This window comes from Thalassobacter sp. 16PALIMAR09, from assembly GCF_000765485.1.
GTDB classification, from domain to species: domain Bacteria; phylum Pseudomonadota; class Alphaproteobacteria; order Rhodobacterales; family Rhodobacteraceae; genus Thalassobacter; species Thalassobacter stenotrophicus.
In genome coordinates this window covers 518,583-543,103 of sequence record NZ_JHAK01000001.1, presented here as the reverse complement: position 1 = coordinate 543,103, position 24,521 = coordinate 518,583, and the positions used below count along the sequence as shown (strand labels likewise).

The window sequence follows — 24,521 nt, the reverse complement described above, 5'->3', positions numbered from 1 at the left end:
TGGGGGCAGGGACCCTACTTTCCCGCGACTAACTCGTGTCAGTGGCTTCCGAGGGGGGAGCCTCTGCTCATTTGTCCATAGGGGAGGAAAACCATGGATCGTCGTTCGTTTTTGAAGAATTCCGCGCTTGGCGGGACGGCAGCTGCCGCCGCAACGCTGGCCGCACCGGCCTACGCTCAGGGCAAACGCACCCTGACGATGGTGACCACGTGGGGCCGTGGCCTTGCGGGCGTGCATGATGCCGCACAGCGCGTCGCCGACAACATCACTGCTATGACCGATGGCATGCTCACGATTGACCTGAAAGCCGCTGGCGAACTGGTTGGTGCGTTTGAAGTATTTGACGCGGTCAGCTCCGGCCAAGCCGACATGTACCACGGCGCAGACTACTACTTTGTGGGTCAGCACCCTGCCTACGCGTTCTTCACAGCTGTGCCCTTCGGCATGACCGCGCAAGAACTGGCAAACTGGTACTACCATGCCGGCGGCATGGAGAAGCACGACGAGCTGGGTCAGATCTTTAACCTCAAGTCGTTCCTCGCAGGCAACACCGGCGCACAGGCCGGCGGTTGGTACCGTCAGGAAATCAACGGTCCCGAAGACTTCAACGGCCTCAAGTTCCGTATGCCCGGCCTCGGCGGCAAAGCCCTCGGCAAACTCGGCGCATCGGTGCAAAACCTGCCTGGCTCCGAAGTGTACCAAGCGCTCGCGTCCGGCGCGATCGACGGCACTGAGTGGATTGGTCCATGGGCCGATGAGAAAGCTGGCTTCCAAGAGATCACGAAGACCTACTACACCGCTGGCTTCCATGAGCCAGGCGCAGGTCTGTCCGTGGCGACCAACCGCGAAGTGTTTGAGGGCCTGAGCCCCGCGCACCAGAAGGTCATCGAAGTCGCTTGTGCCGAAACCCACCAGTGGAACCTCGCACAGTTCTTGGCCAACAACGGGACCGCGCTGCAGCGTCTTCAGTCTGCTGGCGTCCAGATCCGCAGCTTCCCCGACAGCGTCTGGGATGCATTCGGTCGCGCCTCGCAAGAAGTCCACGACGAGAACATGGGCGACGAGATCTACAAGTCGGTCTACGACAGCGCAATGACCTCCATGCGTGCCTCGTCGCGTTGGATCGAAGCTGCTGAAGGCACATACCGCGCACAGCGTGACCGCGTGCTCGGCTAATCGCCAAAACGTGGGTGGGGCCGTCGTGGTCCCGCCCACACCTTTTGTCATCACATATGATAAGTGGGCATGAGCGTAACAGCTTGTGACGCAGTTTGTGGCGGGTCTGGTCCCGCCCGACGAACGATACACCCCGCATCAAAATGCGTGGGAGGGGAATACCGGTCAAAGGGTGCATAAACCTACCGGGTATTATCGCGAGGGAAACGAGATGCTCGACGCAGCGCTTTGGGTCATTACCAACATTGGAGCGGCCTTCTACAACACCGGCTATGCGATCCTAAACCCCGGCACGTGGCTTGATTGGTCCGATCCAGTCGCCAAGGTGCGGTTCATTTACTACGGCGGCTCGGTCGAGTTTTTCTTTGTCGTGTTCACGACGTTCCTTGTTCTGACAGGGATCGGCTTTTGGAAGCGGACGTTCCTGTGGGGGCTTGTGCGCGGGCTTGAGGGCTTTGCAAACGTGTTAGGCCGGTTCGCGGCTTGGGCGGGGCTGCTGATGGTGCTGCAACAGATCATGATCGTGTTTTTGCAGCGAATTTTCCGCGTGTCTGAAATCACGCTTGGGCCATTTGGCACCGTGTTCACGCGCGACCTGAGTTGGTACTCAGAAGAGCTAAAACTCTATAACGCAATGATTGTTTGCCTGTGCGTGTCCTATACCTTCGTGCAGGGCGGCCATGTCCGTGTGGACCTTGTGTATGCGGCGGTGTCGCACCGCACCAAGCGGGTGATCGATATGCTGGGCAGCATTTTGTTCATGATGCCGGTCATGGTTCTGACGTGGATGTACGCTTGGTTCTTTATGTGGCGCCATTTGGTGACACCGAAAATTTCGGCCTCCGACAACCTCGATTTGTTGGAGCGCAAAGCACGCATTTTGAAATGGAACGTTGAGACCATCGGCTTTTCGCCCAATGGCTTTGACGCCTACTTCCTGTTCAAGGTGTTGATCGTCGCGTTCTGCGGCTGTGTGTTCCTGCAAGCCTGTGCGTTTTTCTGGCGCAGCTACCTCGAATTCGTCGAGGGTGAGGCTTCCGCAGGCAAATATCTGGACAAAGACAAGCTGGGCGACGCGGAAGCGGAACGCGCGGCAGAAATCCACTAAGGGGCAGACAGATGATTTTGGGGTTGGACGGGATCGAAGTCGGTCTGTTGATCGTGTTTATGTGCCTTTTCGGGGGCATCATGTCGGGCTTTCCGGTGGCTTTTGCCATCGGTGGGGCGGGGATTATTTCGTTTGGGATCATCGCAGCACTCGATAGTGCGGGTATTTTGATCCACCAAGCGATCGACTCTGGCTCCGCTGAGTATGGCGCGCTGGTGGCCGATGGGATCGCGCGTGACGCGATTTCGGTCTTCCGGTACCCGGAATTGCCGCGCGTCGAAGAGGCACTATTCCCCGGCGGGTGGGAACTGGCGGTTGACCGCAACCTCAGTTTCATCGTGAACCGTATGAATGAGCGTGTCATCGCGGGCGCCTCTATCGAGACGCTTTTGGCGGTTGCGATGTTTGTGATGATGGGCATCACACTTGAACGCTCAAAAATCGCCAACGATCTGCTGACGACAATGGCGCGTTTGTTCGGGCCATTGCCCGGCGGGCTTGCCGTGTCCATCGTGATCGTGGGTGCGTTCCTTGCGGCCTCAACCGGGATCGTGGGCGCGACTGTTGTGACGATGGGTCTGTTGGCTTTGCCCACAATGCTGCGCAACGGGTATTCGCCTGAATTGTCCACGGGTGTGATCGCGGCCTCGGGTACATTGGGGCAGATCATTCCGCCCTCGATTGTGATCGTTCTGCTCGGGACATTGGCCGGTGATCTTTATTCCACCGCCCAAGAGCAACGCGCGCAGTTCGTGGGCTGCGGTGACGCGCTGACGTACCTTGGCAAGCCTGCGGTTGTATCCGTGGGGACCTTGTTCCAAGCCGCACTTTTGCCCGGCATCATGCTCGCGTTCCTGTACGCAGCCTATGCGTTTGGCTTTGCGTTGCTGAACCCGTCCAAGGCCCCGCCGGTGATTTTCGCCGATGATAAACCCTCGTTGATCACGCGATCAGACGCCTTGACGTGGTTCTTGTTTGCGCCTGTTGGCATCATCGTGGCTGTCGTCATCGCGGTACAGGCAGGGTTCGTCGGCTCACAATCCGTGCAGGTCAGCGCGTTTTCAGCTTCTGGCCAGACGGCATCGTTGCGGACCAACGTGTCCGAGCAATGCTCGGCCGCGATGATCGACCTCCACGGCCAAGAAGCGTGGGACACAGCGGTGGCTGAGCAGGCTGAGATTGAAGCATCGGGCGGTGTCGTTGCCTCACGCGAACTCACGACCGAAGAGCGGGACGCGCTGCGCCAAGAGGTCGTGGCCAATGCGCCTGTGATTGGGTCGGGCATCGCGACATTGTTCGTTCTCTTGGCATTGGTCCTGACGACGGCGCGAGGGGTGAACCCGATGGCGTCACCCGCACCGCTGATTGTCGGTGGCTTGGGTGTTGTGTTGGCCTTTGCAATCGACATCGCGCTGCTGGGGCCGCTGACGTCCTCCGGCACGACGTTTGTGTTGATGGCCATTCCCTTGGCCTTGGTGGCTTACGGCTTGCGCACAGCGTTTGGGCGTTTGGCGCAAAATGAGCTGCTGCGCGTGGTGTTCCCACCTCTGGTGCTGATCGTGGCGGTTCTGGGGTCGATCCTTGGCGGGATCACGAACCCAACGCCCGCGGCGGCTTTGGGGGCAGGGGGCGCTATCATGCTGGCCGCCTACCGCAAGCTGCGCGAGGATCAGAAATCCGGCAAATGGATCCTGATTGCGAGCTTCTCGATAATCATCCTGATCATCTTTGGTGTGAACTTCGATCTGCGTGTGGGCGTGGGCACCACCACGATTGCGGACCGGATCGCGATGCTGATCGCGCAGGCCTCGTACCACATCGCCTTTGGTGGGCTTCTCTATGCCTGTTGGGTTCTGTTCAAGACCGGCGTTCTGCCACCAGTGGTGCGTGAAACGGCCAAGGTTACGTCCATGGTCTTCACCATCCTCATCGGTTCGCAATTGCTGAACCTTGTGGTGATTTCCTTCGGGGGTGAGCATTACATCCAAGAATTCCTGCGCAGCTTCGACTCCGAGATCAAGGTGTTCTTGATCGTGATGCTGGTGCTGTTCATTCTTGGCTTTGTGCTCGATTTCCTTGAGATCATTTACATCGTGATCCCAATCGTCGGCCCGGTCATCTACGGCGGGACGATGGACCCCAAATGGGTGACGATCATGATTGCCGTGAACCTCCAGACCTCATTTCTGACACCGCCCTTTGGCTTTGCTCTGTTCTATCTGCGGGGGGTCGCCCCGAAGGAGGTCACGACAGGCCACATCTATCGCGGCGTGCTGCCGTTTGTCTTGATCCAAATCGCAGGGCTGGGGCTGTTGTGGATGTTCCCCGGTGTCGTGTCGATCGTCCCGGATTTGTTACCGAACAACTGATAAGAAAAGGGCGCCCCACGGGGCGCCTTCTTTACATCTGCAGTCTGTTTTGGCTGATGCGTTACCGGGCGGGCTGGCTATTGGGCAGGGTGATCTTGGCCACCTGTTCCGCAATCGGATCTACGGACAAAGGATGCATCTCGGCGGTGTGGTCTTCGGGGTTACCGATATCCTGCCACTCACCATTCTTGTAAATCTCAAGGCCCGAGAAGTTGGCCTTGTAACCCATCTTGGATGAACCCGGCACCCAATAGCCCAAGTAGACGTAAGGCAGATCGGCATCCAGCGCGATGCGCACGTGATCCAAAATGACATAAGTCCCGAGGGAGGCTTTCTCCATCGTGGGGTCATAGAACGAATAAACCATCGACAAACCATCTTCGAGGACGTCCGTCAGGCAAACGGCGCGCAATTCCCGCTCGTGGGCGGATTTCTGCCAATACTCGACCACGCGGGACCGGATCGGTGTCTCTTCGACCATGGCCGCGAACTCAAAGATGTCCATATCGGCCATGCCGCCGTCGGCATGACGGCTATCGAGATACGACCGAAAGAGCGCGTATTGCTCTTCTGTGGCCCAAGGGGAGATCGCCTCGCGCTCAAGGGTCTTGTTGCGGCGGATGGTACGGCGCTGGCTCTTGGACAATTCGAAGTCCGAGACCCGGATACGGGCGGACATACAGGCAGCGCAATCCGCGCAAGAGGGGCGGTAGAGCACGTTCTGCGAACGGCGAAACCCCTGCTGCGAGAGCGTGTCGTTAAGCTGTTTTGCGTTGTCCCCCTGAAGTGCGGTGAACAACTTCCTTTCCTTCCGGTCCGCAAGATACGGGCACGGTTGCGGCGCAGTCACATAGAACTGCGGGGCAATGGGAAGGGTGTGGCGCATGGAGGTCCGACTGTTAATTTTGATAAACGTACCATTGCGCAAACGGTGTGACCAATGGTTTTTGGTCACAGAGTTTTTATCGGATCTGGGCCTTTAGAGCCGGGGGCGATTGATGGCTGCGGTGCCAAGCAACACATCGTGCAGACCCTGACGGCGCTGCGTCATTAACATCATTCCCCAAGAGATTACCTGGGGCAGGAAAAAGGTTAAGCTGATCAGGTAGAAGATTGTATGCAGGGCGGCTTCACCGGGGGTGAGTTGATGGCCCTCACGGTTGCGAAATTCGATGCCTACGACGCGCATCCCCGGCGTTGCGGATTTGGCGGCAATCGTGGTGATCCGGTAGACAACCGACAGAGCCAAAAACACGACCGGGAAAAAGAAGAACCCCACAAAGAGCGTGGCGAACCCAAAGAGGACCGTCAGCGTCCCGATCACGGCCGTATCGAGCACCCAAGCTAACACCCGTTTTAACGTGACCCCGTCATAAAAGCCGGGCTGAAATTCGGGATCGGGAAGGCCGGAGGAGTGCGTATCGTAATGCATGGTGGGGATCATCTGCTGAAAATATGGGTTGGAAGAGTATGCAGGCACGGGCCACGTTTGTCAGCGGCCCTGTGCCTTGGGTGGTTATGCGTCGGCTGGTTCCACCGCCTTGTCAGCGGTGGCCTTTTTGGCGGCCTCCGCACGATCAGCCATAAAGTCGTCGAACTCGGACTTGTCTTTGGCTTCGCGCAACCGCTGAAGGAATTCTTCAAACGCTGCTTGTTCATCTTCTAGGCGGCGCAACATGTCGGCTTTGTAGGCGTCAAAGGCAGAGTTGCCAGAAGTCGAGAAAGCGGTGCGGGCGTTGGCCGTGCGGCGACAGGATTTTCCAGAAAACATGCGTTTGCTCCAAATCATATAGGCAAGAAGGGCGAGGCCGATTGGCCAGAAAAAGATAAACCCAAGGACCATAGCGGCGATCCAAGCGCCTTTGCCGCGGGCATCAAGCCAGCTTTCGGCGCGCGCGAGCCAGCCAAGGGGGCGGTTGGCTGTATCGGAGGGTGAGGCAAATGTGGTCATCGGGGTAGTCTCCTTGGTGCGGTGTAAATGTGGATGTAAATGCGTTTCACATCATAGCAGATGGGGAATGTTAATCACCTTAACAAGGGCGCGCGCCGAAAAAAGTGAATCTTTTTTACATTGATCGTGGGCAGAGTGCAGAAGCTAGACGAACCGCTCTAGCAATTCGCGTACGGCGACCGTGGCGCGCAGTTTGGCACACAGCAAAAAGATACCGCCAAATTTTCGCTGCAAGAACAATGCATCAATCGGTAAGGGCGGGGGGATAAATCCGGCAGCGGCCAGCGCGCGCCCTTCCTCCTGCATCCGCCGCGGCATCACTGGATCGGCCATGTCAAAGGGGGCATCGGCGCGTAACGGCGCAAACACGATATCCATCATCCGGAGGATTTGTTCACGGTGCGCAGGTACGGTTTCGGGCTGGTAAAACCCGATCTCAAGGCAGATCGCGTTCATGGCTATGTGGTCGGCATCAAGGCCTGCGCGCATCAGCCTGCGGTATTGCGCAACGATCTCTGGGCCCAACCGCCGCGTCGCCCCAAAGTCGAGTAAGATGATCTGGCCAGTGGCGGGATCGTAGCGATAATTGGCAAAGTTCGGATCGGTTTGCATCACGCCGAATTCGAACAGTTCACGCAGCAACAACTCAATCAGGGCATGGGCAATCGCGTTGCGCATTGGCTCGGGCGCTTGGGCGGCGGCTTCAATCGGATCTCCCTTGATGAAGCTCATCGCAAGGATGCCGGGGGTTGTCCAATCCTCGTGTAGGGTCGGCACGATATAACGATTATCACTGGCCAAGAGGTCACCGAATTCGCGCAAGTATTCACCCTCTAACGCGTAGTCGGTTTCATCGTGCAGTTGCTTGCGGGCTTCTTCAAGATAAGGGGCTAGCTCAAACCCCTTGGGCAGCAGGCCTGACATCCGCACGAGTGCGCCGACATTGGCGACATCGCTGTCGATACTTTGGGCAACGCCGGGGTATTGGACCTTGATCGCCATGTCGCGGCCATTGCGGGTTTTCGCCCTGTGCACCTGCCCGATAGAGGCGGCTGCGATGGGGCGGACGTCAAAGTTTTGGAACTGGCCCAGCCAGCCCTTGGGCCAATGGGCAGCAAGCACCTTTTTCAGCTGTGCGGGAGGCATAAAGTGCGCGTCATCCCGAAGTCGGGCGAAAATATCAGCCAGTTCCGGCGGCAGAACATCGCCCGTGTCCATGGACACCAACTGCCCGACCTTCATAGCCGCTCCGCGCATCTTGGCCAATTGATCCGCCACGCGGGACATATTGGCCGGGGTCATCAGCAGGTCGCGAAACTGGGGGCGTTTGCCGCGACCCAACTCGGCTGCCCCCCGCAACGCCATGTTGCCGGCCACACCTGCGGTCATCGTGCTAAGCCTGGTTAGCCGCGAAATGCGGCTGGAGGGCACGGGCAATGGGCGGCTATCAGAGGGTGGTCGGGCCATGATCTGTCCTTATGGGGCGAACCTCAAGGATAGGGCGTGTAACGGCGCGACAAGGGGCGCATCAAAACATTGCGCAATCCGAGCCTGGGGGCAGGGGATCGGCGCCCTCCGGCAAGGTGGGGGTGTAGTCGAAACTGACCACAGATGCGCCGCTGTCAAAGGCGATGAACAATTGCCCAGAGCCGGGCCGGATCGCGATACCCTCGGGGTCGGTGCCGTATTCCAATAGGGGGGCGGTGGACAGAAGCGTGCCATTTGCGTCGAACTCATAGAGGCTGTTTGTGCCCTCCAAATCATCCACAATCAGCAGGTGGCCGGTGCGCGGGTCACGCGCGATGCCTTGGGCCTCGCTTAGGGGCGGGTTGAGCGACATCGTATTGATCCGGCGCAGGATTTGGCCGTCTGGGGCAAGCCAGCTGAGGTACTCCGGATCGTCCTCAACGGTGATGATTGAGCCATCTGCGTCCACCGCCATCCCTTCGGTATCGGCCCAGCTGGATGAGATTGTGAAGGGCGGCGCAAGCGCCGCGCCGTCCTTGGTGAGCCGTTGGAAATTACCCCGCCCGTCGGCCACGATCAGGGCGGAACCTTCAAGGGCTATGGCTTTGATCCGGCCCATGTCAGAGCGGATGCGGCGCAGCTCATACCCGTCGAGTGTGGTCAAAACCGCCTCCGGCCCTTCATTCGCGATCCAAAGGCCGCAGAAATCCGGGTCGTACTCAAGGCTTGCGGGGCGGTTGAGCGTGAAGGCGCCTGTTTGCGTCAGCTCCAATGCTGCCGCAGAGGTGCCCCAAAGGAAGGCGAACAGGATCATCAACCGGGTCATCGTAGCCTCCTAAAAGGATGCTATAACGATGGGGCGAAACGGGCCGGGTTCAAGGTTTGCGCCCGGTGTGACGGGCGCATGAAGGCGGTTGGCTTAACTCGCGACAGGTTGAAACGCGGCTGCAAATTGGTCGCGCAGCTGGTTCTTTTGAACCTTGCCCATCGTGTTGCGCGGCAGCTCGGCCACGACCTCAATGTGCCGAGGACGCTTGAAACCAGCAAGGTCGCGGCGCGCGATCTCTTGGATGGCTGCGGCGTCGATCTTGGCGCCATCCTCGGGCACCAACACGGCAATCACGCTTTCTCCAAAATCGGGATGTGGCGCGCCAATTACGGCGCTTTCTTTGACGTTGGGCAGGGCATCAAGGAACAGCTCAATCTCTTTGGGATAGATGTTGTAGCCGCCAGAAATGATCAGATCCTTGCCGCGCCCCACGATGTGGACATAACCCTCTGCGTCGATCAGCGACAGATCACCGGTGATAAAGAACCCATCGTCACGCAGCTCTTCGCGTGTCTTTTCCGGCATTTGCCAATAGCCCTTGAACACGTTGGGCCCGCGCACCCACAAAACACCGATCTCTCCGGTGGGCAGTTCTGCTCCGGTCTCTGGGTCGCAGATCTTTGCCTCAACCCCGGGCAGGGGAAACCCGACCGTGCCCGCGCGCCGCGCCCCTTCATAAGGGTTAGAGGTGTTCATCGAGGTTTCTGTCATGCCGTAGCGTTCCAGAATGCGGTGGCCGGTGCGGTCCTCAAACTGCGTATGTGTATCGGCCAGCAAGGGCGCAGAGCCAGAGATGAAGAGACGCATGTGCGCGACCAAATCTTTGGAAAAACGGGCCTCATCCAGAAGGCGGGTGTAGAAGGTGGGCACGCCCATCATCGTCGTGGCCTCGGGCAGGCGGCTCAGTACAGTTTCAACGTCAAACTTGGGCAAGAAGATCATCGACCCTCCGGCCAACAGCATGACATTCGTGGCCACAAACAGCCCATGGCTGTGGAAAATCGGCAGCGCATGCAGCAGCACATCATCGCGGGTAAACCGCCACGCCTCGACCAAAGATCGAGCGTTTGACAGCAGGTTCTCGTGGGTCAGCATCGCGCCCTTTGAGCGACCCGTGGTGCCCGAAGTATAGAGCAGGGCTGCTAGGTCATCTTTGTCCCGCGGGACTGCGGTGAAGGCCGCCGGTTGTGCCGCGACCAAGTCCGTCAGGCTGCCTTCGCCATTCGCGCCCAAGGTTTCCAGCTGGGCGCCGGTCTGGGCTGCGATATCGCGCAACTCGGCCTCTTCGGATGGGTCGCAGACAAATAGGGCCGCACCGCTGTCGCCAACGAAATATTCCAATTCGCGGGGCGTGTAGGCGGTGTTGAGCGGCAAAAACACTGCGCCTGATTTCACGCAAGCCGCATATAGGGCCAACGCTTGGCGCGACTTGATCACATGCACCGCGACCCGGTCCCCAGGTGCGACACCCAATGACACCAAGGCGTTTGCGGTGCGATCGACCTCTTGCAAAAACGCGCCGTGGCTGACGGTTGTCCCATCGATAAGCTCTAGAAAGGGGCTCGTTTTGCCCTCATGCGGTGCGAAAAGCGCGTCGTACAGGGGATTGGTCATTGGGTCGTCTTTCGTGCTTGGCGCAATGGTCTAGTCGGCGGCGGCTGTGTCCGCTTTGTCTGCTTGGCTCAGGTACCTGGTAAAGCCGGAGGTTGTGTGTTGCTCACCCGCGCGGCGTGCCGCATCTGTGTCGCCTGCGATGATGGCATCGCTGATGGCGCGGTGCTCTTCGAGGGAGCGGGCGATGTTGGTCGCGTTCGATAGGCCGCGACGTCGGAACAGGTGCATTTCCTTGATCATGTTGTCGTACATCGCCTTGGCGCGGGGGTTGCCTGCGTTCTCAAGGATCAGATCGTGAAATTCGATATTCAACGGATAATAGGCCTTGGGGTCGTTGCTATCGTTGGCCTTTTGCATCCGCTCAAGGTTTGTCTCTAGCTTCCGCGCGAGGTGAGGGGTGTCACCGTCGGCCATACGGCGGGCACAGGCGGAACACGCCATCGCAAAAATCGCACCGCGCAGATCGTAGAGATTGCGGATTTCGTCCAAGGTGGTTTCATGCACAAACGCGCCGCGGTTCGCGATCAGATCGATCAGCCCAGAGTCAGCTAGGGACCGGATCGCCTCCCGCACGGTGCCACGGCTGACACCCATCGCGTTGGAGAGCGAAAGCTCGTTCAGTTTTACGCCGGCCGCAAGCTCGCCCTCAACGATTAATCGCTCAATCTCTCCACGGACCTCGCCAGCCAGCGTCGCGCGTCCTTGTCCGATTGTGTTTGTCGAAAGAGCCATAGGTCCGTTTCTCCCACCTCTGAAAATTTGTCAACAATTAACATTTATATTGCTAATCGCTGATCGCTGTCATACAGCTTATCTTATAATTTGACCACGGGAGAACCAAGATGGCGCAACCCGCAGATCACGCGGACCACGATGCGGCTCAGCCGACTTCAAACGGCGAAAGTCCAGTTGCAAGCATGGCGTTGCGCGGCATTCGCGTTTTGGATTTGACCCGCGTTCGGTCTGGGCCGACATGCGTGCGGCAGTTCGCGGATTGGGGCGCGGATGTCATCAAGATTGAAACGCCCGTTGATAACGCGCAGCTTGGCGGGCCACGCTCTGGGCCGGATTTTCAGAACCTGCATCGCAACAAGCGGTCGCTGACGATAAACCTCAAATCAAAAGAAGGGGTTGAGGCGTTTCGCAAGCTGGCAAAAACAGCGGATGTGATCGTCGAAAACTTCCGTCCCGGCGTCAAAAAGCGCCTCGGAATTGATTATGAGACTTTGTCTGCGGACAACCCCGGGCTGGTCTATGCTTCAATTTCGGGCTTTGGGCAGGATGGTCCATTAGCTGGACGGCCAGGTTTTGATCAGATTGCGCAAGGTATGGGTGGGCTTATGTCCATCACGGGCCAGCCGGGTGAGGGGCCCATGCGCGTAGGCATTCCCATCGCGGATCTTTGCGCGGGTCTTTTTGCCGCACAGGGTGTTTTGATCGCCCTGATGGAGCGTGCGACATCGGGCAAAGGCCAATGGGTGCAAACCTCGTTGCTTCAGGCGCAGGTGTTCATGCTCGATTTCCAAGCCGCGCGGTTCTTGATGGATGGTGTTGTGCCGAAACAGGCGGGCAACAATCATCCGACGTCGATCCCGACCGGCGTGTTCAAAACCAAAGACGGCCATATGAACCTCGCGGTAGCAGGGCAGGAGATTTGGAAGAGGTTCGCCATAGCCGTTGAGCGGGAAGATTGGCTTGAGGATGCGCGGTTCGCCACGCCGCCCGCACGCTCTGACAATCGGGATGTTTTGGGGGGGCAGATTGAGGACATCACCCTGACCCGCACGACCGCAGAGTGGATTGAGGTTCTGAATGACGCCGGCGTCCCGGTGGGTGAGATTAACGACATCGGACAAGTCTTTGATAACCCTCAAGTGCATCACCTTGGCCTTGCGCAGCCTGTCACCAGCCAAGAACGCGGCGAGACGCATCTTGTGGGCCAGCCCATCTTGATGAGCCGTACCCCAAGCCACATCGCATCGCCCCCGCCGCTTGCGGGGCAGCATTCGACCGATATCCTCAAAGAAATCGGATATTCTGATGCAGACATCACATCCATGAAAGCGCTTGGCGCGATCTGAACCCTACCAACGGACGAGACTATGACCGATAAAATCATCACCGAAAAATCGGGCGATATTGCCCGCATTATTTTTAACCAACCCGAAAAGCGGAACGCCGTTTCGCTTGAGATGTGGGAGGCGGTCGAGGCGGCGCTTGATGCGTTTGAGGTCGACCCCGAGGTTCGCATTCTGATCCTGTCGGGTGCGGGTGGTAAGGCGTTTGTTTCGGGGGCCGATATCTCAAAGTTCGAAAGCGAGCGCGCCAGCGAGGAGGGCGTTGCGCGCTACAACGCCACGACCAAGCGGGTCTATGACAAGCTCGAAGCGTTCCCCAAGCCCACCATCGCCCAGATCAACGGCTTTTGCATCGGTGGCGGCGTCGCGCTGTCGCTGAGCTGCGATATGCGGATTTGCGGCAAGGGCTCACAGTTTGCTGTGCCTGCCGCGAAGCTGGGCCTTGGATATGGGTTCCCGGGCATCAACCGCCTTGTAAACGTGGTCGGTCCGTCCTTTGCCAAGGAAATCTTCTTCACCGCGCGCCGGTTTGATGCCGAAGAGTCGCGGGTCATGGGCTTGGTAAACCGCGTGGTCGAGGACGAAGACGTCGCCCAGGTGGCCGAGGATACCGCCAAGATGATCGCGGCCAACGCGCCGATGACCGTGGCCTCGGTCAAATTCATCGTTGGTGAGACGCTGAAGGACGAAAGCAAGCGCGACGAAGAGGAATGCGCCCGCCGGGTCAAAGCCTGTTTTGACAGCCAAGACTACGTAGAGGGGCGTCGTGCCTTCCTCGAAAAGCGCAAGCCCCAGTTCGTGGGTGCCTAATGGCGGATGATCGTCCTGCCCGTGTAGACGAGGCAGTCGTTCGAGAGCACATGGAAGAGGTCATCGAAAGCCACGAACAGGCGTTCGAGACCTTTTTCTTTGCTCGGTTCCTTGGCCTAAACTTCGAATATCTGCCCGCCGAGGCCCCGGATGCGGACAAAGAGGTCTGTCGCCTGACGTTTGAGGTCACAGATATGCTGCGCAACCCGCAAGGGTCGTTGCATGGCGGGGTTATGGCTTCGGCGATGGATATCTCGATGGGGCACTTGGTGAATAAAATCGCAGGTGCTGGGGCTACGATCGAATTAAAGGTCCAATTCATGCGCCCCGTGATGGAGGGGCTGGTCACTTGCGAGGGACGGTTTACAAAGAAGGGGCGGTCCTTGTCCTTTATGGAAAGCCGTCTTATGGGGCCGGATGGGAAACTTGCGGCCTTGGCCACAGCAACATGGAAAATGCCGGGATGACTGAACAGCTTACGTCCGAGATTAACCCTCAACTTTTGTCTGAAATCAGGGGCCGTTTTGCCCATGTCGACAGCTGCCCGTTTGAGGGCGAACGGGTGTTCTTTGAAAACGCCGGGGGCGCGCTGACGCTGAATTCGGTTGTTGAAACATCGGCCAAATTTGCGGCCATCCCTGACAATCAGGGCCGCGACAATCCCGCAGCCCATGCGCTTGTGGCGTTGATCAACAAAGCCAAGGCCGACATGGCCGTCTTTTTCAACGCGCCCGAGGGGCAATTTTTCGTGGGCGAAAGCGGTACGGAGTTGTTGTTCCGCCTGGTCCGTACGGCGTGTGTTGCCACAGGGGCGGGCCGTGTTTTGGGTACGACGCTTGAACACCCAGCCACCCGCAGTGCGGCGCGCCACTGGTGTGAGGTTGTCGGCAAAGACCACGTTTTGGTGGCACACAACGACGCGACCGGCTCTGTCACGGCGGCCGAATATGCAGCTGAGGTTACGCCAGACACGCGTGTGGCCACCATCCTGCACACATCGCCCGTCACGGGCATGGGGGTTGATGTGGCCTCCATCGCCGCCGAAATCCGCAAGGTTGCGCCCGAGTGCATCATCATCGTCGACGGCATTCAGCACGCGGCCCACGGGCGGCTTGATATCGCAAGCTACGACATCGACGGCTATGTGGTCTCGCCGTACAAGGTATTCTCGCGCCATGGTTACGGTGTTGCGTGGGTGTCGGACCGTTTGAACGCGCTCAAGCACGAGCATCTGATCGACGCCCCCGGTGATCCGTGGGAATTCGGGACCCGCGATACGGGCGCCTATGTGACGTTCTCGGACGTGGTGGACTACTTCGATTGGCTGGGTGGAGAGGTGTCTAACGCCACCGATAAACGCGCGAGGATCGTAGCGGCAGGTGCGGCCATTCATGCGTACGAAAAAGGCCTGACCGACGGAATGATCCACGGTGTTGGGAACCAAACTGGGCTGGCGGATATGCCAAGCGTCACGATCATCGGCGGCGTTGACAACCCGCAGCGTGAGGGCCTTGTGTCCATCACTGTGGATGGAATTGCCGCCCCTGATGTGGTCACGCAACTGCGTGAGCGCGGTATCCGCACCCACACCCGCAAGGCAGATCACTATTCGGGCAACATCCTTGATCCCCTAGGGATGGAGGCTGCGGTGCGTGTATCCATGTGCCACTATAACAGTGATGCTGAGGTCGCTCAGTTCCTGCAAGCGATGCGGGAGATTACGGACGCCGCGTCCTAGGCGTCTTCTGCAAGAGCCGTAAGGCTGTCCAGCAGGTCTGCTGCGATTTCGATCCCTTCCTTGCGCGCAGACGCGAGTGAGGCAAGGGCCCGCGCACCGGGCAGGCGCGGCGTGTTCGTTTCGGTGCCGGGGACCGCGCTATTGCGCACCAACGTGCGCGCATCGTTGATCCGAGTGCCAAGGGTGTCAGGCGGGATCAGTTTCGCAGCATCGATCACGATAAACATGTGGCCAACATTTGCTGTCGCACTGGTATTGAGGTTGGCGTTTGGCACCTCGGATAGCATCGCGGCGCCGGACAAGCCGCCCGCAAGCAGATCAAGACACAACGCGAGGTTAGCGCCTTTGCCGCCGCCAATCGCCTGCATCAAACCCTTCATTGCGGCTGCTGCGTCGGTCGTCGGGATGCCGTCCGCATCTGTGGCCCAGGTGTCCGGGATCGGTGTGCCATTGGCAGCCGCTTGTCGGACCTTGGACCTTGCCGCGACAGACATCGCGATATCAAGGATGACATGTTGGCCGCTTGGATCGGGCAGGGCAATGCCAAGGGGCGTGTTGCCGATGACCGCGCGATTGCCGCCCTGCGGGGCGATCATGGGGGATGTATTGGTCGTGAATATTGCGGCAAAACCCGCGTCTGCGGCGCATAGTAGTTGCGGTGCTAGGGCCCCCAAATGGGTTGAGGCCCGGCAAAACGCGGCGCCCATTCCCACCTCGCGGGCGGCCTCAATCGCGGCGCGGGTGGCTCGGATCGCGACGGCGGCTCCCAATCCGTTTTGACCATCCACATGGCGCAAGGCGGGGGCCGGGGCGTGGATGATCGGCACGGCGTTAGGGTTCGCCCCACCGTCGCGCAAGCGGGCCACATAGGCTGGCACACGGGCCAGACCGTGAGTGCGGATGCCCATCATTTCGGCACGAACAAGCATTTCAGCGGCGTCATCGGCCATGTCGGCCTGCATCTTGGCTGCCCTAAAGGCCCTCGAAACTAACGCGCGTGTCTCCCCCTCGGGGAGCCGTGGCATGGTGCTATCCATCCGCCTTCGCCGTTTGGTCGACCTTAGGCTTGCCGAACCGGTTCAGCATCGGCAGCAACACGATCAATGTGAGCGTCACTCCGATGATCCATAGGGACGGCGTGCGTTCCACAAAGATGGCAAACGAGCCACGGGAAATAGTCATGGTTTGGCGCAAGGCTTCCTCCGCCAATGGCCCCAGCACGAGGGCCAACACTAACGCGGCAGGCGAAAAACCATAAAGCCGCATAAAGAACCCGACGATGCCAGCGGCGAACATCAAATACGTCTCAACAAAGCTGGCATGGACGCTAAAAGTGCCAAGCGCGCAAACCACGACGATGCAAGGGGCCAGCATCCGGTAGGGAACCTTGATGATTTGTACAAACAGCGGGATCGCAAAGATCGAGATCGCCAAAAGCGCCATGTTCCCAAGGTACATGGAGGCAATCAGCCCCCAAGCAAATTCGGGGTTCTGCTCCATGAACAACGGACCGGGGCGCAGGCCCCACATGATGAACGCGGCCAAAAGAACCGCTGTGGATGCTGAACCGGGAATGCCCAGCGTCAGCAGCGGGATCATCGCCCCAGACGAGGCGGCGTTGTTGGCGGTTTCAGGCGCCACAAGGCCTGCCATCTCACCCTTGCCAAAGTTCTCAGAGTTTTTGGACAGGGAGCGTTCCGTTGAATACGCCATGAGCGAGGCAATGGTCGCGCCGGCGCCGGGGATCACGCCCACCACAAACCCTAGAACCGAGCCACGCACCATTGTCATCCGTGTCGAAAGCCAATCCTGAGCCGTGGGCCAAAACCGTTCCTCATTGTCGTATTGTACGATCCCGCCGGTGCCGGTTTTGTGCAGGCCATTGTAAAAGGCGTAGAACAGCTCACCCAAGCCGAAGAGCCCGATGGCAATTGGGATGAAATAGATGCCCCCAATTAATTCAGCGGAGCCAAAGGTATAGCGACCTTGGCCTGTTTCCAAATCGACGCCGACGGTGCCAAGGGCAAAGCCGATCAGGGCTGAGATCACGCCGAGCTTCCAGTTGGAGCCGATCATGACCAACAGGGTGAGCATCCCCATCACTGCTAATAGGAAGTATTCCGGTGGCCCAAAGCTGCGGGAGACTTGGCTAAACAGCGGTGCGAGGATCGTGATCAAGATCACGCCGACGGTCCCGCCAACGAATGACGCGGCAGCTTGCATCACAAGGGCAGGGCCCGCGCGGCCGTTTTTGGCCAATGGAAATCCGTCGAAGGTCGAGGCGACGGTGGCGCTTTCACCCGGAGTGTTCAGCAGGATCGATGTGATCGTGCCGCCGTACATCGCCCCGTAGTAGATCGCCGCCAGCATCATGATCGCGCCAATCGGGTCCATCCCGAACGTTACCGGCAACAAGATCGCAAGTCCTGCGGAGGGGCCGAACCCAGGAATAACCCCCACGATCATGCCGACAATAGCACCGATCAAAAGGTAGAGAATGTTGATCGGAGAGATGGCAACCGACAGCCCCATCATCAGGTCCGCAAAGATATCCATGGGTCTACTCCGGCAAAAGGGTGGCGCGCAGCCAATAGGGCGTTAGGGTCATATCGGTAACTCAAACAGCGCCGGGGGCATGTTGGCGTTCAGAACGCGGTCAAACAGCAGGTACACGCCGCTTGGCACAAGGGTCGCGACAAGGACGTTCTTGATGGGTTGTGCCCGGTTCAGCAGCATCAAAGTCGCGCCAAGGAAGATCACTGTCGCCACAAAGCCACCGAACAGCTTCAAAAGGACAGCGTAGCTGCAGGCCAGTCCCATCAGGATCAGGACGTCTTTCCACTTGCTGGGATCGGTACGCTCGCGCTCGGCTTTGCGCAGTTCCTCAACGAGGGTCCAAAGCGTGAAGATGATGGCGGCGGTGCCAATCAATCGCGGGAAAAATCCCGGACCCGGCCGGCCCGTCCGCGTCAAGAAGTTGAGGTCGGCATAGGCCACATAAGAGTAGAAGATCGCCCCCGCGAGGAGAACGACAAAGAAGGCGACGCGCATGATCTTGATGTCCTGTTGGGTCTTGTCGTCGGCCCCAATCCTTTCGGGGCCGACGACATATTCGCCAAAGTGGGCTTAGTCGATTGCGCCGACTTCGCGCAGAACAACCTCAAAGCCGTTCTTTGTGTTCACGAGGAACTGGCGGAAGTCTTCACCATACAGAACCGTGGGGGTCAGCGTGTTGCTGGAGATATATTCACCCCATTCTGGCGTCTGTACGACTTCTTTCATGGTATTGATCCACCACTCCTGTGCCTCTGCTGGGGCGTTGGGAGCAAGGATCAGACCGCGTGGCATCGACACACCGATGTCAAAGCCGATGCTTCCCATTGTTGGGACGCCTTCAAGTGCGGCGGGCGTCGTTTGGCCAGAGAACACCAGTGGTTTCAGATCACCAGACTCGATGAGACCGAGGATCTCACCGGGGTTGCCGACCATCGCATCAAGCGCGTTGGACAACAGGGCGGTCGTCTGCTCGGACATGGAGTTGAACGAGACGTAATCGAACTCGAACCCTGCCTTCTCCGCAAACAGCGTGGGCACGATGAAGTCCACATTGACCGAACCGGTGCCGCCGATATTCGTGGGGTTGGCTTTGGCGTTTGCGATGAATTCGTCGATCGTGTCGATCTCACTGTCGCCGTTTACAACCAGCACCAGGTCATCGGTTGCCAAAAGGGCTACGGGGGTGAAGCTTTCGGGTTGCCACGGTGTATCCGCCTGAAGCGGGGTGGTGACAAAGCTGCCCGATGTGGTCGAGATGCCGTAGGCGTTGCCGTCTTGGCCATAGAGATAGCCCCAGCCCACAGCGCCTGAACCGCCCGCGCGGTTTTCGGCAGAAATCTCACCATCGTACAGGTCGTACTTGTTGAGAATTTCGATGATGCTGCGGGCCATGATGTCGTTGCCGCCACCGGGGCCGAACGCGATGGTCCAATCCAGCGTCTCGTCTGCGGATGGGTAGCTTTGTGCGATCGCAGGTGTCGCGACGGCCAGTGGTGCCGCAATGGCCGCAGCACAAGCCGCACCCAACATCCGGCGTCCAAGAGTTTTCGTCAGTTCCATGGATTTTCCTCCCTATATCCAAAAGAAAGCGAATGACCCGGCGGTTTTTGTGCCTGTGATCATTTGGGGTCGTGTTGTTATGTTTGTGCGCCTCGATCGCGGCTGTAGGTGCCCAAAAGACGTTGTTTGCCGTTCAGGTGGTGTTGGCTACCAGCGCGACTTGCGGCTTTGATGTCCCCGCTTTCAATCGCGCGGACAATCGCATCGTGCTCTTGATTTGAGACCTCTAACGCCAATGGGCCACTCAGAACCCGCAGGCGCATCAGGCGCACTTCTTTGCAAAGACTGATATACAGTTCGGCCACCCGTCTGCTGTCGGCGGCTTCTGCAATTTTGTCGTGAAATGCGAGGTTTTCGGTGAAGTAGGTACCTTCGTCCTCACGCTCGGCAGCCTCGGACATTCGGGTCAGGCTGGCGCGCAAGTCAGCAAGGGCTTGATCGTCGCCGGTGGCCGCGACCCGTGCGCACAAATAGCCAAACACCATGGCGCGCAATTCATACAGCTCAAGCGCGTCATCCAAGGTCAGCTTGCGTACGTACACGCCCTTATTGGCGACGGTTGTGACCAACCCGTCTTTTTCCAGTGAGCGGGCAGCCTCCCGCACAGGGGCGCGGCTGACGCCCATCAAAGCCGCAAGAGTTTGTTCATTCAATCGCTCACCAGCAGGGACTTCGCCGCCCAGAATCATTCGCTCCAGTTCATCCCTCACTTCTAGGACGAGTGGCTTTTTTCGCTTCAATTCTAGATCGTTGACCATGATGTCCCCCCAATCTGGTATGCGTATGCAGCAATATTAAATGTCGATTGTCAACATTATTTCGTTGATTAACCCCTTAAGCCTCAGTACCCAAATGAGAGAGTTAACGTAACGTCTGCTTTGCGGACTGCAACAGGAGGGCGGCTGCCTATGGATCGCACACTTACAGGGAAGACGGCGTTCGTTTCCGGCTCAGGGCAGAACATCGGACGGGGCGTTGCGGTTCGGCTGGCGCAGCTTGGGGCGAATGTCGTGGTCAACGGGTCCAGCAATGCGCAGGCCTGCGAAGAAACCGCCACGGCCGTGCGCGCGCACGGTGTTGAGGCCATGGTCGCGATGGGCGACATGAGCGGTGCACAAGACGTCCAACGTATCACCAAGGCTGCATTGGCGCAGTTCGGCACGATTGATATTCTGGTCAACAACGCGGCCCGACGCCCGCACAAGCCGTTCCTGGAAATGTCGGATGACGATTGGAATGGTGTCGTGGATGTTGCGCTGACAGGTTCCTTCCGAACTGCGCGGGCGTTTCTGCCCGGTATGGTCGAACAGGGGTGGGGCCGGATCATCAACTTTGCGGGGATGAAGGCGATCAAAGGCTATTTTGAGGGGGCGCCGATTTCTGCCGCCAAACACGGGGTTTGGGGGCTGACCAAGGCGCTGTCCACTGAGTTCGCTTCCAAGGGGATCACCGCAAATGCGATCTCACCGGGGCAAATCGCCAAGGATGGCGGGGACACGCAAGACCCCAAGCGCGTGGGCAGTATCCCGGCGGGCTTCATGGGCACGTCCGAGGATATCGCAGCGGCGGTTGGCTATCTGGCCTCACCTGAGGCGCGGTTTGTAACCGGCCAGATGATCGCCGTTAATGGTGGTGAGACAACCTAGATGCACAGAAATACACTCCAGTAGGCGGCACATGATGGGCAATATATCGGGCATTGCTGGGACGATCGCCTTGTCGGGCGTGGGCACATTAATCCTGTTGTGGCTGGGTGCTCCGCTGCCGTTCTTGTTCGGCCCGTTGGGTGCCTGTCTGCTGGCGGCTTTGGCTGGAATGCCCGTGGCCAAGCCGGGCAAAATCGGGACGCTGATGCGCACTGTTCTTGGGGTCGCGATCGGAGCCTCAATCACGCCAGAGCTGATTGAGCGCGCGCCGCAAATGGTGATCTCGCTCGCGATGGTGCCGGTCTATGTGATTGTGATCGCGTGCATCGGCATTCCGTTCTTTCGTCGGGTGTATGGGCTGGATCGGCCCACGGCCTTCTTTGCGTCCATGCCCGGTGGTTTGCAGGAAATGACGGCCTTTGGAGAGGAGTCTGGTGCCAATGTCCGCACGCTCACCCTTATCCATGCAACGCGGTTGTTGGTTATTGTGTTGGTGGCACCGATTATCATGGTGGTGGGGTTCGGGGCCGACCTCGACAACCCAATTGGCGCGCCAGCGGCGACGCTGCCCCTGCATGAGTTGGTGATCATGGCCGGGGCCGCCATCATCGGTTGGCAGGTCGCGGCGCGGATCGGCATCTTTGGCGCAGCTATCATCGGGCCGATGGTCCTTGCGGCGGCGTTATCGCTTGGGGATGTCATCCATTACCGCCCCCCGTCCGAGGCAATCTTGGCCGCACAGTTCTTTATCGGGATGGGGCTAGGTGCGGGCTATGCCGGGGTCACGTTGGCCGAGCTGCGCAAAGACGCCTTCGCGGGGTTGGTCTATGTGGTGATCGTAGCCGCTGTGGCTGCGGCCTTCGCCGAGGCCGTGATCCTGATGGGACTTGCCCCGGCGTTGGATGGCTTCTTGGCCTTTGCCCCCGCCGGACAGGCAGAGATGGCGATTTTGGCCATCGTTGTTGGGGCGGATTTGGGCTTTGTCGTTTTGCATCACGTGATCCGGGTGTTCTTTATCCTGACGTGTTCGCCCATCGCGGCGCGGCTGTTGGGGTTTTCCGGACCTAGGGCGGGGGACCAATAAAGTGGGTTCTACGTGGCATGTTGAGGCGTCTGTGCATTGCCCGGTGGGTGGTCCAGAGGATCCGGGGCCGTATTCCGGTGCGGACAGCTTTACCTTTGTCAGGCTGCTGCTGCGCGACCCAGATGGGGTTGAAGGCACGGGCGTAACGGGACGGTTTCTTGCGCCCGAGGTCGCACATTTCCTCAACCGCGTGGTGCCCGATGTCCTGAACCGCGGCTCGCACGACCCCGTCGGCGACATCGCCAAGCAGTTCAATCCAAGGCAGATGGGTGGGGTCGTGGTGTCAGGGCTGTCGGCTTTGGACATCGCGCTCACGGATATTCGCGCCAAACGGTCGGGGCAAAGCGTGGCATCCCTGCTTGGGGGGCAGCGACGCGCGGCCCCGGTTCATGTCACCTGCGGATTTCCGGAACTGGACACCGACGCGTTGGTCGAAAGCTGCGGGCGCGAGGTCGCTGCCGGTGCCCTTGGGGTGAAGGTCTTGATCGCTGCCAAGGGTAGGACGGTGGCTCAAGACCTAGCCCGGCTAAGCGCGGTGCGCGATGCCATAGGCCCACGGGCAGAGTTGATCGCAGACGCCAATTGCCGGATGGACGTGGAGGCCGCATTGGCATTCTTGCGCGGTGCGGGCGATCTGAACCTCACATGGTTGGAGGAGCCTGTGCGCGGCAACGACACTGCAGGCCTTGCGACGCTTGCGGGGCAGGGCGTGCCGCTCGGCGCGGGACAGATGGAACAAAGCCTCGAACGCTTTGGGCTATTGGCGGGCGCAGGGGTAAAGGTGCTCCAACCCAACGCGGTGTTCATCGGGGGCTTTGGCCCGGCTATAGGTGCCGCGCAACTGGGCGCGAACGTATCACCAGCGGGGGGCTGGGACATCATCAACCTGCATTGGGTCTGCGGTGCGCTGGCGTCGGGCGCGGTAGAGCTGCACCGGGCACAATCCCGGATCGTCCGGCTTTTGATGCCAGAAGGCATTAGCATGATTGATGGTCAAATCCATGTCCCCGACAAACCGGGGCTGGGCCTATCACCTGATGAGGCGGGCTTGGCCGCGTGTCGGATAGGATAGGGTGCTTCGGCCAAATCCATGTAGGCCTCACATGTTTTCCATCCGCGCCCAAAATGTTGATTTGCCTGCATGAATCGTTTGCAGCGCTTCGCGATAGTCAGAGTGCGTTTGCACATCGCCGTAGTCGATGATCTCAAGGCTAAGCGCCTCACAATCGCGCAAGTGGTTGATCGCGTGTCCGTACCGCGACGTGCGACCTGAACACAGGGCAAAGTCGATCATCGCACGGAGCAGCAGGGTGGCGGCCAGAGGGTATTGCGCGCGCAAGGTATCCGCGGCTCCGTTCAGGAACTCATAGTCCTCACCGTTAAGCTGATCCGCACGCGCAACTACCAACTGAGATGCGGTCAATAGGTCAGGCCACGTGAGGCAAAAGTGCAAGGCTGCCGCCAAATTCGGATAGGTCAAAACATGCGCACGCGCGCGGTCCTCGGCCTCGACGTCGTCAAAATCTGGCAAAACTTTGAGAAAGGCACGCAGGTGCGATGCGTTCAAGTTATCCTCGAAGCAGGCCCAGCGGTGTGCTTGTGCGTCTTGGGTGCGGTCCAACGCCAACAGAGTGTCGATATACGCGCTATCCCATGCGTCTTGGCCATAGGTGCCACGAGACCGCTCGGCGTTTTCCAAAATGGTGAGCGCGTCTTCGGCTTGCCCCACTGATACCTTCAACATTGCGACCTCGGCCGCGACAGATTTGCGTTGCAGGTCATCGGGCGTGAACTGGGCAATATAGGCATTTGTATCGCCGCTGACCTCGGCAATCTCTTGCAGGCACTTGCGCACCAAGGCTTGGCGTCGCTCGGCACGGTAGTCTCGATCCCCTCTGAGGGAGCGCAAGAATTCAAAAGCCTCATGCTCCGAGCCCGTATCGGAGCCAGGCGCATCGCGATACTGCTGCACTTGTTGTTTGAGCACATCCAGCCCGTCCGTGCCCAACGTTTCGGCCAAGAGCCTGATGATATCGTTCCACTCACCATGCGCGTTGCCCGATACCGCGGACCACACACGCTCAGCTAAGGCTGCGTGGTCCATCTGGGCGCGGGGGGCGATGTTTTCAAAATGCTGGAGGGCGGCTTGAAACACGTCTTCTATATCGTCGCGACGATCATCCGCGCGCGCATAGATCGAGGGTGCAAGTTCCATGAACTGCCACAATAATTCAAACGCTGTGTTCGGGTCATCCGGCGCGATTTTGTCCACGATCATAGCGATCTGTGTGTTTAGGTCGGTCACAAGTGCTTTGCGCTTGCGCCAGCTGACGTAGCTTTTGGATTTGCGGAGCGAGACCAATCGTTTGCGCACATCATGGGCCAACTCTTCCGGGCCAAGGTTATGGCTCAACTCCATCCGTAGCCGGCGTTTGATGTCGGCGCTTCCGGTGCTGACTTCGATCAGAAGATCAGCCAAGCGGTCGGCGCCGAGGGCCGCAAGGTTGGCCGCATTCAGGGTCTTTTTGGACATAG

The 24,521-nt window shown here is 58.9% G+C and carries 23 protein-coding genes; 10 read left to right on the top strand and 13 right to left on the bottom strand.

All coding sequences use genetic code 11. The annotated features are described in order from the left end of the window. Positions 1-93: 93 nt before the first annotated feature. The 3 genes from PM04_RS02655 to PM04_RS02645 all read left to right on the top strand — a co-directional run bounded on the left by PM04_RS02655 (position 94) and on the right by PM04_RS02645 (position 4,653). The gene (locus PM04_RS02655; RefSeq protein ID WP_038003382.1) at positions 94-1,176 is read left to right on the top strand and encodes a TRAP transporter substrate-binding protein; all 1,083 of its coding nucleotides are present in this window, start codon (positions 94-96) and stop codon (positions 1,174-1,176) included. A 211-nt stretch (positions 1,177-1,387) separates the two neighbouring features. Beyond that, on the top strand, positions 1,388-2,284 hold the full coding sequence (locus tag PM04_RS02650; protein ID WP_038003380.1) for a TRAP transporter small permease subunit: 897 nt from the start codon (positions 1,388-1,390) through the stop codon (positions 2,282-2,284). A gap of 11 nt (positions 2,285-2,295) precedes the next feature. Further along, positions 2,296-4,653 (top strand): TRAP transporter large permease subunit, encoded by a 2,358-nt coding sequence (locus tag PM04_RS02645; RefSeq protein ID WP_038003378.1) that lies wholly within the window; start codon positions 2,296-2,298, stop codon positions 4,651-4,653. 61 nt (positions 4,654-4,714) lie between these two features. Here PM04_RS02645 and PM04_RS02640 read toward each other — a convergent pair whose 3' ends face one another. The 7 genes from PM04_RS02640 to PM04_RS02610 form a co-directional block, all read right to left on the bottom strand. Then, complete coding sequence (locus tag PM04_RS02640; protein ID WP_038003376.1) at positions 4,715-5,539, bottom strand: arginyltransferase; 825 nt, start codon at positions 5,537-5,539, stop codon at positions 4,715-4,717. A 93-nt stretch (positions 5,540-5,632) separates the two neighbouring features. Next, positions 5,633-6,085 (bottom strand): RDD family protein, encoded by a 453-nt coding sequence (locus PM04_RS02635; protein ID WP_038003374.1) that lies wholly within the window; start codon positions 6,083-6,085, stop codon positions 5,633-5,635. Between the two features lie 84 nt (positions 6,086-6,169). Further along, a complete protein-coding gene (locus tag PM04_RS02630) occupies positions 6,170-6,604 on the bottom strand; it encodes a DUF2852 domain-containing protein (protein WP_038003372.1) in 435 nt (144 codons plus the stop codon). A 144-nt stretch (positions 6,605-6,748) separates the two neighbouring features. Beyond that, complete coding sequence (locus tag PM04_RS02625; RefSeq protein WP_038003370.1) at positions 6,749-8,071, bottom strand: AarF/ABC1/UbiB kinase family protein; 1,323 nt, start codon at positions 8,069-8,071, stop codon at positions 6,749-6,751. Between the two features lie 61 nt (positions 8,072-8,132). Beyond that, positions 8,133-8,897: a hypothetical protein gene (locus tag PM04_RS02620; RefSeq protein ID WP_038003367.1), complete on the bottom strand. Its 765-nt coding sequence runs from the start codon at positions 8,895-8,897 to the stop codon at positions 8,133-8,135. A gap of 93 nt (positions 8,898-8,990) precedes the next feature. After that, positions 8,991-10,514 (bottom strand): malonyl-CoA synthase, encoded by a 1,524-nt coding sequence (locus PM04_RS02615; RefSeq protein ID WP_038003364.1) that lies wholly within the window; start codon positions 10,512-10,514, stop codon positions 8,991-8,993. A gap of 30 nt (positions 10,515-10,544) precedes the next feature. Then, positions 10,545-11,246 carry a GntR family transcriptional regulator gene (locus tag PM04_RS02610; RefSeq protein ID WP_052068406.1) on the bottom strand — a complete coding sequence of 234 codons (702 nt, stop codon included), beginning with the start codon at positions 11,244-11,246 and terminating at the stop codon, positions 10,545-10,547. A gap of 110 nt (positions 11,247-11,356) precedes the next feature. On the opposite strand from PM04_RS02610, the gene PM04_RS02605 reads away from it, so the two are divergent. The 4 genes from PM04_RS02605 to PM04_RS02590 are packed head-to-tail and all read left to right on the top strand — an operon-like array spanning position 11,357 to position 15,140. After that, on the top strand, positions 11,357-12,595 hold the full coding sequence (locus PM04_RS02605) for a CaiB/BaiF CoA-transferase family protein (RefSeq protein WP_081946032.1): 1,239 nt from the start codon (positions 11,357-11,359) through the stop codon (positions 12,593-12,595). A gap of 21 nt (positions 12,596-12,616) precedes the next feature. Continuing rightward, positions 12,617-13,402, top strand: a complete 786-nt coding sequence (locus PM04_RS02600; RefSeq protein ID WP_038003361.1) for an enoyl-CoA hydratase — start codon at positions 12,617-12,619, stop codon at positions 13,400-13,402. Continuing rightward, the gene (locus PM04_RS02595) at positions 13,402-13,869 is read left to right on the top strand and encodes a PaaI family thioesterase (RefSeq protein WP_038003358.1); all 468 of its coding nucleotides are present in this window, start codon (positions 13,402-13,404) and stop codon (positions 13,867-13,869) included. The genes PM04_RS02600 and PM04_RS02595 overlap by 1 nt, the downstream gene beginning before the upstream one ends. Continuing rightward, positions 13,866-15,140 carry an aminotransferase class V-fold PLP-dependent enzyme gene (locus PM04_RS02590; protein WP_038003355.1) on the top strand — a complete coding sequence of 425 codons (1,275 nt, stop codon included), beginning with the start codon at positions 13,866-13,868 and terminating at the stop codon, positions 15,138-15,140. Before PM04_RS02595 ends, PM04_RS02590 begins: the two co-directional genes overlap by 4 nt. On the opposite strand, the gene PM04_RS02585 is transcribed toward PM04_RS02590, so the two are convergent. The 5 genes from PM04_RS02585 to PM04_RS02565 all read right to left on the bottom strand — a co-directional run bounded on the left by PM04_RS02585 (position 15,137) and on the right by PM04_RS02565 (position 20,014). After that, positions 15,137-16,165, bottom strand: a complete 1,029-nt coding sequence (locus PM04_RS02585; RefSeq protein WP_161785699.1) for an Ldh family oxidoreductase — start codon at positions 16,163-16,165, stop codon at positions 15,137-15,139. The genes PM04_RS02590 and PM04_RS02585 overlap by 4 nt on opposite strands. 4 nt (positions 16,166-16,169) lie before the next feature. After that, the gene (locus tag PM04_RS02580) at positions 16,170-17,696 is read right to left on the bottom strand and encodes a tripartite tricarboxylate transporter permease (protein ID WP_038003352.1); all 1,527 of its coding nucleotides are present in this window, start codon (positions 17,694-17,696) and stop codon (positions 16,170-16,172) included. A gap of 48 nt (positions 17,697-17,744) precedes the next feature. Further along, a complete protein-coding gene (locus PM04_RS02575) occupies positions 17,745-18,191 on the bottom strand; it encodes a tripartite tricarboxylate transporter TctB family protein (RefSeq protein ID WP_038003349.1) in 447 nt (148 codons plus the stop codon). A 75-nt stretch (positions 18,192-18,266) separates the two neighbouring features. Continuing rightward, the gene (locus tag PM04_RS02570; protein WP_233486470.1) at positions 18,267-19,256 is read right to left on the bottom strand and encodes a tripartite tricarboxylate transporter substrate binding protein; all 990 of its coding nucleotides are present in this window, start codon (positions 19,254-19,256) and stop codon (positions 18,267-18,269) included. Between the two features lie 77 nt (positions 19,257-19,333). Then, positions 19,334-20,014 (bottom strand): GntR family transcriptional regulator, encoded by a 681-nt coding sequence (locus tag PM04_RS02565; RefSeq protein WP_052077285.1) that lies wholly within the window; start codon positions 20,012-20,014, stop codon positions 19,334-19,336. A 150-nt stretch (positions 20,015-20,164) separates the two neighbouring features. On the opposite strand from PM04_RS02565, the gene PM04_RS02560 reads away from it, so the two are divergent. Genes PM04_RS02560 through PM04_RS17315 form a run of 3 tightly spaced genes read left to right on the top strand, consistent with a single transcriptional unit; the run spans position 20,165 to position 23,058 of the window. Further along, entirely contained in the window at positions 20,165-20,902 is a 738-nt protein-coding gene (locus PM04_RS02560) for an SDR family NAD(P)-dependent oxidoreductase (RefSeq protein ID WP_038003347.1), read from the top strand. A gap of 31 nt (positions 20,903-20,933) precedes the next feature. Beyond that, positions 20,934-21,986, top strand: a complete 1,053-nt coding sequence (locus tag PM04_RS02555) for an AbrB family transcriptional regulator (RefSeq protein WP_038003345.1) — start codon at positions 20,934-20,936, stop codon at positions 21,984-21,986. Position 21,987: 1 nt separating this feature from the next. Continuing rightward, on the top strand, positions 21,988-23,058 hold the full coding sequence (locus PM04_RS17315; RefSeq protein WP_052068403.1) for an enolase C-terminal domain-like protein: 1,071 nt from the start codon (positions 21,988-21,990) through the stop codon (positions 23,056-23,058). Between the two features lie 27 nt (positions 23,059-23,085). Here the strand turns inward: PM04_RS17315 and PM04_RS02540 are convergent, their stop codons facing one another. Further along, complete coding sequence (locus PM04_RS02540; RefSeq protein ID WP_038003338.1) at positions 23,086-24,519, bottom strand: DUF6880 family protein; 1,434 nt, start codon at positions 24,517-24,519, stop codon at positions 23,086-23,088. Positions 24,520-24,521 lie beyond the last annotated feature (2 nt).

What these genes read in the sequence shown, in the direction of transcription:
- PM04_RS02645 (WP_038003378.1), top strand. Translation starts at nt 2,296, where the DNA reads ATGATTTTGGGGTTGGACGGGATCGAAGTCGGTCTGTTGATCGTGTTT.
- PM04_RS02640 (WP_038003376.1), bottom strand. Translation starts at nt 5,539, where the DNA reads ATGCGCCACACCCTTCCCATTGCCCCGCAGTTCTATGTGACTGCGCCG.
- PM04_RS02585 (WP_161785699.1), bottom strand. Translation starts at nt 16,165, where the DNA reads ATGCCACGGCTCCCCGAGGGGGAGACACGCGCGTTAGTTTCGAGGGCC.
- PM04_RS02620 (WP_038003367.1), bottom strand. Translation starts at nt 8,897, where the DNA reads ATGACCCGGTTGATGATCCTGTTCGCCTTCCTTTGGGGCACCTCTGCG.
- PM04_RS02615 (WP_038003364.1), bottom strand. Translation starts at nt 10,514, where the DNA reads ATGACCAATCCCCTGTACGACGCGCTTTTCGCACCGCATGAGGGCAAA.
- PM04_RS02580 (WP_038003352.1), bottom strand. Translation starts at nt 17,696, where the DNA reads ATGGATATCTTTGCGGACCTGATGATGGGGCTGTCGGTTGCCATCTCT.
- PM04_RS02655 (WP_038003382.1), top strand. Translation starts at nt 94, where the DNA reads ATGGATCGTCGTTCGTTTTTGAAGAATTCCGCGCTTGGCGGGACGGCA.
- PM04_RS02595 (WP_038003358.1), top strand. Translation starts at nt 13,402, where the DNA reads ATGGCGGATGATCGTCCTGCCCGTGTAGACGAGGCAGTCGTTCGAGAG.
- PM04_RS02605 (WP_081946032.1), top strand. Translation starts at nt 11,357, where the DNA reads ATGGCGCAACCCGCAGATCACGCGGACCACGATGCGGCTCAGCCGACT.
- PM04_RS02600 (WP_038003361.1), top strand. Translation starts at nt 12,617, where the DNA reads ATGACCGATAAAATCATCACCGAAAAATCGGGCGATATTGCCCGCATT.
- PM04_RS02650 (WP_038003380.1), top strand. Translation starts at nt 1,388, where the DNA reads ATGCTCGACGCAGCGCTTTGGGTCATTACCAACATTGGAGCGGCCTTC.
- PM04_RS02565 (WP_052077285.1), bottom strand. Translation starts at nt 20,014, where the DNA reads ATGGTCAACGATCTAGAATTGAAGCGAAAAAAGCCACTCGTCCTAGAA.
- PM04_RS02570 (WP_233486470.1), bottom strand. Translation starts at nt 19,256, where the DNA reads ATGGAACTGACGAAAACTCTTGGACGCCGGATGTTGGGTGCGGCTTGT.
- PM04_RS02575 (WP_038003349.1), bottom strand. Translation starts at nt 18,191, where the DNA reads ATGCGCGTCGCCTTCTTTGTCGTTCTCCTCGCGGGGGCGATCTTCTAC.
- PM04_RS02635 (WP_038003374.1), bottom strand. Translation starts at nt 6,085, where the DNA reads ATGCATTACGATACGCACTCCTCCGGCCTTCCCGATCCCGAATTTCAG.
- PM04_RS02610 (WP_052068406.1), bottom strand. Translation starts at nt 11,246, where the DNA reads ATGGCTCTTTCGACAAACACAATCGGACAAGGACGCGCGACGCTGGCT.
- PM04_RS02590 (WP_038003355.1), top strand. Translation starts at nt 13,866, where the DNA reads ATGACTGAACAGCTTACGTCCGAGATTAACCCTCAACTTTTGTCTGAA.
- PM04_RS02540 (WP_038003338.1), bottom strand. Translation starts at nt 24,519, where the DNA reads ATGTCCAAAAAGACCCTGAATGCGGCCAACCTTGCGGCCCTCGGCGCC.
- PM04_RS02560 (WP_038003347.1), top strand. Translation starts at nt 20,165, where the DNA reads ATGGATCGCACACTTACAGGGAAGACGGCGTTCGTTTCCGGCTCAGGG.
- PM04_RS02630 (WP_038003372.1), bottom strand. Translation starts at nt 6,604, where the DNA reads ATGACCACATTTGCCTCACCCTCCGATACAGCCAACCGCCCCCTTGGC.
- PM04_RS02555 (WP_038003345.1), top strand. Translation starts at nt 20,934, where the DNA reads ATGATGGGCAATATATCGGGCATTGCTGGGACGATCGCCTTGTCGGGC.
- PM04_RS02625 (WP_038003370.1), bottom strand. Translation starts at nt 8,071, where the DNA reads ATGGCCCGACCACCCTCTGATAGCCGCCCATTGCCCGTGCCCTCCAGC.